General features: G+C 39.1%; 9 protein-coding genes. 5 read left to right on the top strand and 4 right to left on the bottom strand.

Annotation, left to right across the window (positions count from 1 at the left end; all coding sequences use genetic code 11):
• The first annotated feature begins 152 nt into the window (after nucleotides 1-152).
• Entirely contained in the window at nucleotides 153-1,388 is a 1,236-nt protein-coding gene (locus tag V7137_RS29400) for a C40 family peptidase (RefSeq protein ID WP_335701342.1), read from the top strand.
• Nucleotides 1,389-1,465: 77 nt separating this feature from the next.
• Here V7137_RS29400 and V7137_RS29405 read toward each other — a convergent pair whose 3' ends face one another.
• A complete protein-coding gene (locus V7137_RS29405) occupies nucleotides 1,466-2,815 on the bottom strand; it encodes an MFS transporter (RefSeq protein ID WP_335701343.1) in 1,350 nt (449 codons plus the stop codon).
• A 528-nt stretch (nucleotides 2,816-3,343) separates the two neighbouring features.
• On the opposite strand from V7137_RS29405, the gene V7137_RS29410 reads away from it, so the two are divergent.
• The 3 genes from V7137_RS29410 (at nucleotide 3,344) to V7137_RS29420 (ending at nucleotide 5,031) form a co-directional block, all read left to right on the top strand.
• Nucleotides 3,344-3,589, top strand: coding sequence for a hypothetical protein (locus V7137_RS29410; RefSeq protein ID WP_335701344.1), 246 nt, complete (start codon nucleotides 3,344-3,346; stop codon nucleotides 3,587-3,589).
• Nucleotides 3,590-3,826: 237 nt separating this feature from the next.
• Nucleotides 3,827-4,342 (top strand): DoxX family protein, encoded by a 516-nt coding sequence (locus V7137_RS29415; protein ID WP_335701345.1) that lies wholly within the window; start codon nucleotides 3,827-3,829, stop codon nucleotides 4,340-4,342.
• A 170-nt stretch (nucleotides 4,343-4,512) separates the two neighbouring features.
• Nucleotides 4,513-5,031 (top strand): YfiT family bacillithiol transferase, encoded by a 519-nt coding sequence (locus V7137_RS29420; protein WP_335701346.1) that lies wholly within the window; start codon nucleotides 4,513-4,515, stop codon nucleotides 5,029-5,031.
• 65 nt (nucleotides 5,032-5,096) lie between these two features.
• On the opposite strand, the gene V7137_RS30850 is transcribed toward V7137_RS29420, so the two are convergent.
• From V7137_RS30850 to V7137_RS29430, 3 genes are all read right to left on the bottom strand, one after another.
• Nucleotides 5,097-5,474, bottom strand: coding sequence for a TcaA NTF2-like domain-containing protein (locus tag V7137_RS30850; RefSeq protein ID WP_420490199.1), 378 nt, complete (start codon nucleotides 5,472-5,474; stop codon nucleotides 5,097-5,099).
• Complete coding sequence (locus tag V7137_RS29425; protein ID WP_335701347.1) at nucleotides 5,407-5,625, bottom strand: spore germination protein; 219 nt, start codon at nucleotides 5,623-5,625, stop codon at nucleotides 5,407-5,409. The genes V7137_RS30850 and V7137_RS29425 overlap by 68 nt, the downstream gene beginning before the upstream one ends.
• A 184-nt stretch (nucleotides 5,626-5,809) precedes the next feature.
• Complete coding sequence (locus V7137_RS29430; protein WP_335701348.1) at nucleotides 5,810-6,424, bottom strand: GNAT family N-acetyltransferase; 615 nt, start codon at nucleotides 6,422-6,424, stop codon at nucleotides 5,810-5,812.
• Between the two features lie 180 nt (nucleotides 6,425-6,604).
• On the opposite strand from V7137_RS29430, the gene V7137_RS29435 reads away from it, so the two are divergent.
• Complete coding sequence (locus tag V7137_RS29435) at nucleotides 6,605-6,898, top strand: hypothetical protein (RefSeq protein ID WP_335701349.1); 294 nt, start codon at nucleotides 6,605-6,607, stop codon at nucleotides 6,896-6,898.
• Nucleotides 6,899-7,352 lie beyond the last annotated feature (454 nt).

Genomic DNA, 7,352 nt, shown 5'->3' on the forward strand with positions numbered 1-7,352 from the left:
TATGTAATTTATTCGACTCTTTCTATGAAGTTTCTACATAACATTACAAATTCATTACATTTTCACCAGTACCATTGTTATTATTCTCTTGGAAATTTAAACTATAAATATATAAATCGGAAAAATTTTCTTGAAGAAAAGGTGAGAATGGAATGAAAAAGAAATTATTAATATATTCGGTATCAGTTGCTCTATTGACTTCTATCTTTCAAGCAACTCCTACTTTTGCAAGTCCAACTATTACACAAGAACAGATCAATGAGACAAAAGGAAAAATAACAGAAACACAAAATCAAATTGAAGACATAGAAAATAAGATTCAACAACTAGACGACCGAATCATCATGGGAATGGAAAAGAGCAAACAACTTAACGATGATATTAAAGCACAACAAGGTCAAATCGTAAAAACAAAGGCTGAAATTGAAAGAGCAAAAAAAGACTTAGAAACAAACAAAACCTATTATTCTGCAAGACTAAAAACTATGCAGGAACAAGGTCAACAGCCGATGATCACATACGCAGAATTTATCCTTTCATCGAAAAGTTTTTCCCAGCTATTAACTCGCTCTACTGCGATTATGCAAATTCTTGATAGTAATACTGATATCATGAAGGCTCTTGCTAAAAAAGAAGAAACCTTACTAGGTGCAGAGAAAAAGCTTGAAAACGAATTAGGCCAATTAAAAAAGAGCCAGGATGACTTAGTTTCTGAACAGAAGCAGATTGAAGCAGATAAAGAAGAAATTAAAACAGTATTGGCAGAATCGAAAAGTACCTTAAAACAACAACAAACGCAACTAGCTCACCAACAAACAGAAAAAAATGCTCAAGATAAAGCACGACAAGAAGCACAAGAAAGAGCACAACGAGAAGCGCAAGAAAGGGCACGTCAAGAGGCGCAAGAAAGAGCACAGCAACAAGTACCAGAAAGAGCACAGCAACAAGCACCAGAAAGCCCAAGCCAACCGAAACAAGATTCTCCAGCAAAAAAACCATCCAAATCCGATACACCGGAGGAAACAGTCACTAACTCTGGAGATGCAGATGAGTTAATAGCATTTGCTAAAAAATATTTGGGTGTTCCTTACGTATGGGGCGGAACATCTCCAAACGGGTTCGACTGTTCAGGGTTCACCCAATATGTATTCCGTTCTGTTGGTATTTCACTTCCAAGGGTCTCTCGTGACCAGCAGGATGTAGGAACCGCAATTTCTCCGTATAATGTACAGAAAGGTGATTTGGTATTTAGGGGCAACCCTGCGCACCATGTCGGCATCTATATTGGAGGCGGCAAATATATTCATGCACCGCAAACGGGCGATGTTGTAAAAATTGCTACGTATAACCCATCTAGATTTACAACAGCAGCACGAGTTTTGCATTAAAATATAAATGAATCGCAAAAAAGGCTTGGAGGAAACTCCAAGCCTTTTTGGGTTATATCAATATGTTAAGCGACCAACTAGCTTACTTTCGGTCTAGGGGTGATGCTTTTTTGCTCAGATGGATCCTTCTGAATAAAGAAGGAGGTTAGTAACGCTAAGATACTGCCAATGAACCCGAATAGGAACAGATGATGGATGCCGTGCATGAAATCGGAGCCGCTTGTTAATAACGCACCCATGACGGTGACGCCGATTGCCGTCCCCATATTCCGGCAGAACATGAAGAAGGAAGTTGAGATTCCACGTTCATGGGCACCGACGAGCTGCTGAACGCCGATCATTCCGACTGTGGTTAGTAAGCCGAACGCGAGTCCTTGCACAATCATGACAAGAAAGACAAACCAAAAACCATGGCTTGGATCGAGTTGGGTCAACAATGCCCCTGATCCGAATAGTAACGCGTTTCCGATGATTAACAAGATCCGATATCCGTACTTGAGAATCCATTTACCCGCAGGTACGGCCGCAGCCATCCAGCCAACCGCCGTGCCGAGCAAGGCCACACCGCTCATGAATAGTGAAAGTCCAGCGATATTCTGTAAAAACAGCGGGATGAAACTAGCGGTTCCGAATAAGGCGGTTGTTCCAATAAAGGCGTTGATGTTAATCCGTGAAATCATCTTATTTTTAAACATAGAGAGCGGAACAATTGGTGATGTTTGTTTTTTCTCGTAAAAATAAAACACAAAGAGAAAGACAAGTCCGATCAACAAGTAAAGAATGCGATTTTCTTTTACGATGGTATCTAATAGAAGAAACGTGACACCGACGGCGAATAGAATTGCGCCAATGTAGTCGACCTTCGCATTTTTGGGTTGGTAGTTTTCTTTGTAAGGAAGAAGCGTCACAAATGCGATTAAACAAACCGGTAAGTTCACAAAGAAAATCCATCGCCAAGTCATAAACTCTACGAAAAAGGATCCGAGTAATGGCGCAAGGACAGCAGATAGCCCCCACATTGCCGTGAATAACGCTTGGATTTTTCCGCGTTTTTCGACTGAAAACAGGTCACCGGCAATAATGGCAGGGAACGGCATCATAAATCCTGCTCCAATTCCCTGGACAGCGCGGAAGATGACTAATTGAATCATATTGGCCGACATCCCGCACAGAAGCGAGCCCATTAAAAATAGTAGAATGCCAGAGCCGAATACTTTTTTTCGGCCGAATAAATCTGATAATCTCCCAGCCACAGGAGAAAGGATGGTACTGGTAATCATATAGGACGCAAACGACCACGCATACAAGTCAAATCGCCCTAACTCTTTGGCAATAATCGGCATCGTTGTATTCATAATCGTCGCATCAATCGACGCAACCAGCATCGCAAGAACGATGCTAATCATAACAGTGGTTCTGCTCTTCATATATCCACTCCCCTTTTGTTTCGTACAGTAAAAGTCTTGAACTTGAGAGATATTATAGCAAATTCGGTTATGTGTCAAGAGGGATGATTTTTCCATGAAATTGGGAGGATTGTAGATATCCTCAAAGATATCCACTTAAAATCTGTAGATATCTTTGAAAAAATGTAAATATCCACTTAAGGTTTGTAGATATCTTCGAAAAATTGTATATATCCTCTTCAATTTTGTAGATATCCACTTAAAATTGTAGATATCCCCTCAACTTTGTTGATATTCTCTTAAAATTGTAGATATCCTCTCAACTTTGTTGATATTCTCTTAAAAATTGTAGATATCCTCTCAACTTTGTAGATAAACGATTAATGTTTGTAGATATCTTTAAAAAATATATAGAATTCCAATAATATAAGCCCAATCACAAAATTTGTCCCCCAATTGCACCGTCAAAAATAGGATCACTATTTTAGCATTTTTGGGGAAAATAACAATATAGATTAGAAAAGGTGAAATGAACATTTTTCTAAGAAGGTGTTAAACATAACCACAACCGAGGAGATTGCTGCGATCCTTGCCAGTATTGATCATCAACTGGCCCCTAATTGGCTGCATAACGACCTAATCAAAAAAACACTGGCCAATAGCTATGATTATTGGTTAGAAGATACAGGTATCGCGATGTCATTAACAGACTTTGTGATGCAATATCTTGAACATGCCGAATATCTTGGTGGAATTTTTTTACCCGATGCAGAAACAAATGATCCCAGCTGCTGACAGCTGGGATTTTTTTTGTCGGTGTCAAGCTCCACACTTTTGGAATAGGTCAAAGGGGAGTTATTTTTAGGGACTGTTCCCCATAAAAAAAAATGGACTTCCTGAAGTCGTTCAAAAGTTCGTCAAAACATTTCAAACAAACTGTGAACTTGACACTATACCCATGTTGTTTAATAAAAAAAAGGAATATAGTGTAATCATAAAGAACAAATAAATTTTGAAGGGCGGAATGAAATCATGTTTAATACATTTTTAAGAGAAAACAAAATTGCAGCGGCTATCTTAACTGTCTTACGATTATACCTTGGCTATTCTTGGTTCACAGCAGGTTTTCATAAATTAACCGGCGGCTTCGATGCTTCTGGATTCTTAAAAGGAGCCATCGCCAACCCGGTTAAGGGTCCAGATGGGGCCATGGTATTTAGCTGGTATGTAGACTTCTTAAAACACTTTGCCTTACCAAACGTGGATGTCTTCAACGTCATTGTTCCTTGGGGCGAAACATTAATCGGCTTAGGGTTAATTCTCGGATGCTTAACAACAACAGCAATGTTTTTTGGTCTAGTGATGAACTTCAGCTTCTTCCTAGCAGGTACCGTATCTCACAATCCAAGAGACATTTTCCTTGGCTTCATCATTCTAACTGCTGGTTACAATGCAGGTCGAATCGGTTTAGACCGCTGGGTGATTCCTTTCATCAAAAAGACTAGCAAAAAAGGACCTGGTCACGAAAAAGCAAAAGTAAGTGCATAAATAATTACCAATCAAAAGACGATTCGGGCTATAATCCGAATCGTCTTTTGCATTTTATTCGAAAAGTACATAAGGAATTAAGTAGAATAGAGTGTGCATAGGTATATGAATAAGATTGAGAAATGATTCGAGCAACCTGTATGTTGACTGAACATTGAGGAGGAATGGGAATGGATGTGAGATACCCAATTGGAAGGTTTGAATTTGATGGTGAGATTACCTTTGGTGAGATTGATGGTTGGATCAAGGAGATGGAGGAATTAGCGAGTCTACTAAGGGATGCGGTGAAGGATTTGAACGATGAACAACTCGATATCCCCTATCGCTCAGGCGGGTGGACGATTAGACAAGTTGTACATCATCTTGCCGATAGTCATATGAATGCCTATATTCGTTTTAAATGGGCACTTACCGAGGATAACCCTGTGATAAAGCCTTACGAAGAAGGGCAGTGGGCTGAGTTATCTGATTCCAACTTGTCTGTGGACACTTCGCTGTCATTACTTGAGGCACTGCATATCCGTTTGGTCAACCTGTTGCGCAGCCTATCACCTGAGGATTTGAAAAGAACCTTTATCCATCCAGAATCGGGTCAAGTTTCTGTCGGAAGAAATATCGGAATTTACGCATGGCATGGCCGGCATCATGTTGCACATATTACTAATTTACGTAAGAAGATGAACTGGTGAATGACGGGGCTGCTCCAAAAAGTAAAACCAAGGGATAATCCCTTGGTTTTTTTGGATGAAATGGTTTAGTCCGTATCAATCTCAGTCGTTTTAATCAGATGATCGACTTTTAGTTCTGAACCTACAAATTTCAACTGATATTCGGATTCATACATTTTTGGCTTACTTGTGCCATCACCATAGTAAATCGTGTATTCTTCGGCTGTGGTGATATGGTAACCAAATGTAGATAATTGGTAGGGGTTTTTTACCTTTTTTAGGAGGTTAAATGAAGGTGGGGGAAATTTCTCTGCGTGACTAGTAAGTTGTGTGAAATGTATTTTTTTGAGTGGATGTGCAGGAGGAATTCCCCATCCTTTACCCGATTGACCATGGCTAGTTATCGTTAACGATGGGTTGGTCAAATAGATCGGAATTGACGGAAGTGGAGTTACTTTGACCATTGATCGTTGTGATAAGAACCCCTGTATTGGTGGAACCTGAGCCATGTGTAGTTTTTATAGCGCTTTTAGGTGAAACAAACAATGAAGCGCCAAATTGGACAACACCGCCACTAATGGAATCAATCTTCACTGGAACTGGAAATTCTGACATAGAAGAACATCCTTTGCATTGTAATATCTTACTATATGCGAATTTCCTTTTTTATGTTCGCAATTGGTGCTGTTCAAAAGTTCTCCATACCATTTCAAACAAACTGTGAACTTGTCACTATAGCCATGGTAACAGATAGAAAAGCAGAAGCAGCCAAACGGCTAAACTTCTGCTTTTCTTTTTATCAAACATATTCATCGTCAATGAACGTGGAAATTTCATCTAAAATGGCATTTCGATCGGATACATCAGAATGAATATTTCCAAAAACCTCTGCGATTGCAGCTTGTATTTGTTCCTTTGGCAATCGATGCAGGTTAGATGTGGGTCTAAAATACAGGTACATTGGAAACCCGCCATCGTTGGTGGGGAGTTTATAAGGGATATGTAATCTCTTGGCGCCCAATCTTTCGTAAAAGTTTATCCGTCTTATTTGTTGTACTCCCGCATGCTTATCGCATTCGGGTATTTCCACTTCGACAAATATTCCGGCCTGTTTTGATTGAAGAATTTTATTAAAAAAGAGGCCCCCATATCCAAGATTCTGGAATCGTTTATCGATTGCCAAATAATCAAGCCAAATCACAGGGATATGATCAAATTCATAAATAAAGGCATAGCCAACAATTTCTTCTTTATTGGCTGCCAAGAGTAATTTATAGTTCCCCTTCGCTAGGAGCGATTTAAGATGATTGTAATCTTTTAATTCATTCGCCGGAAAGTCTGATAATAATCGTTGATAGACATTTTTTAAATCACTTAGATTGCCTTCTGAGAGTTCTATTTTGTTAATTTTCATTTAGTTTCCTGCCTTTTTTTGATGTTCACAGTATTCCTATAAAATACATGTGGAAAACGTATTGGGAAGTTCCCAGTGCGTTTTATACGCAATTTCAATTTATGTCTCTAAAATTTATTTTTGGGATTTTGTTCATAATTACCGTTTGTTCCATATGCTTAAGGATAAGGGGTGAATGTAATGTCAACTGAACCATTTGATCTCGAGACATTAAAGGATATAAGGAACAAACTTGATTATATTTACTTTATTGCAAAAAGCAATTACAACGATAACCCTAAACTAATGGACACGATTGAACATCTAGCTCAAGTTTCAAAAATGTTTACTAACATTAAAATTCAAGAGTTAAGCAAGCAAATGGAAATACCAAGCCCCCAGGGATACATTCTTTCAAAACTTTCAAACTCCTACTCTAGAATGAAGGAGTATGAAAAACAAAAAGAAACTGACTTCCCAACTTGGAAGCTTTGATAAACAGAGACTAATGCGTGAATGGGAAGGTTATCGCAAGTTGGAAGTGGCTTTCCGAGAGTAAAGTAAAACTTCCGCCAGTAAAGGGAGGTTATCCGCCAGTAAAGCCGGACCATCCGCCAGTAAAGTGGGGCCATCCGCCAGTAAAGCCGCATGCTTGGTCGATTTCCACGACCAGACTCAAAGAGAAGCGCTTCATGCGCTTCTCTCTTTTTTGAAATGGTGGCTGTCACCCACAAGTTTATGAATTTTCAAAATTATTTAGTAAAACTAAATTTTCCTTAGAATCCTTCGTTTGTCGTAGTATAATGGTTTTTATGAGTCTATCAAACATTTAAACTATTATATTAGGAGGAAAAATGAAGAAAGTTGTCATCTCTGTTTTGTCACTATTGGTTTTTGTTTTGGTACAGCCCTCTCTTATGAGCGCAGCGGGAACGACATACCCCAAAGT

Origin of the sequence: Neobacillus drentensis, from assembly GCF_036962765.1 — a bacterium.
Lineage (GTDB): Bacteria > Bacillota > Bacilli > Bacillales > Cytobacillaceae > Neobacillus > Neobacillus drentensis_C.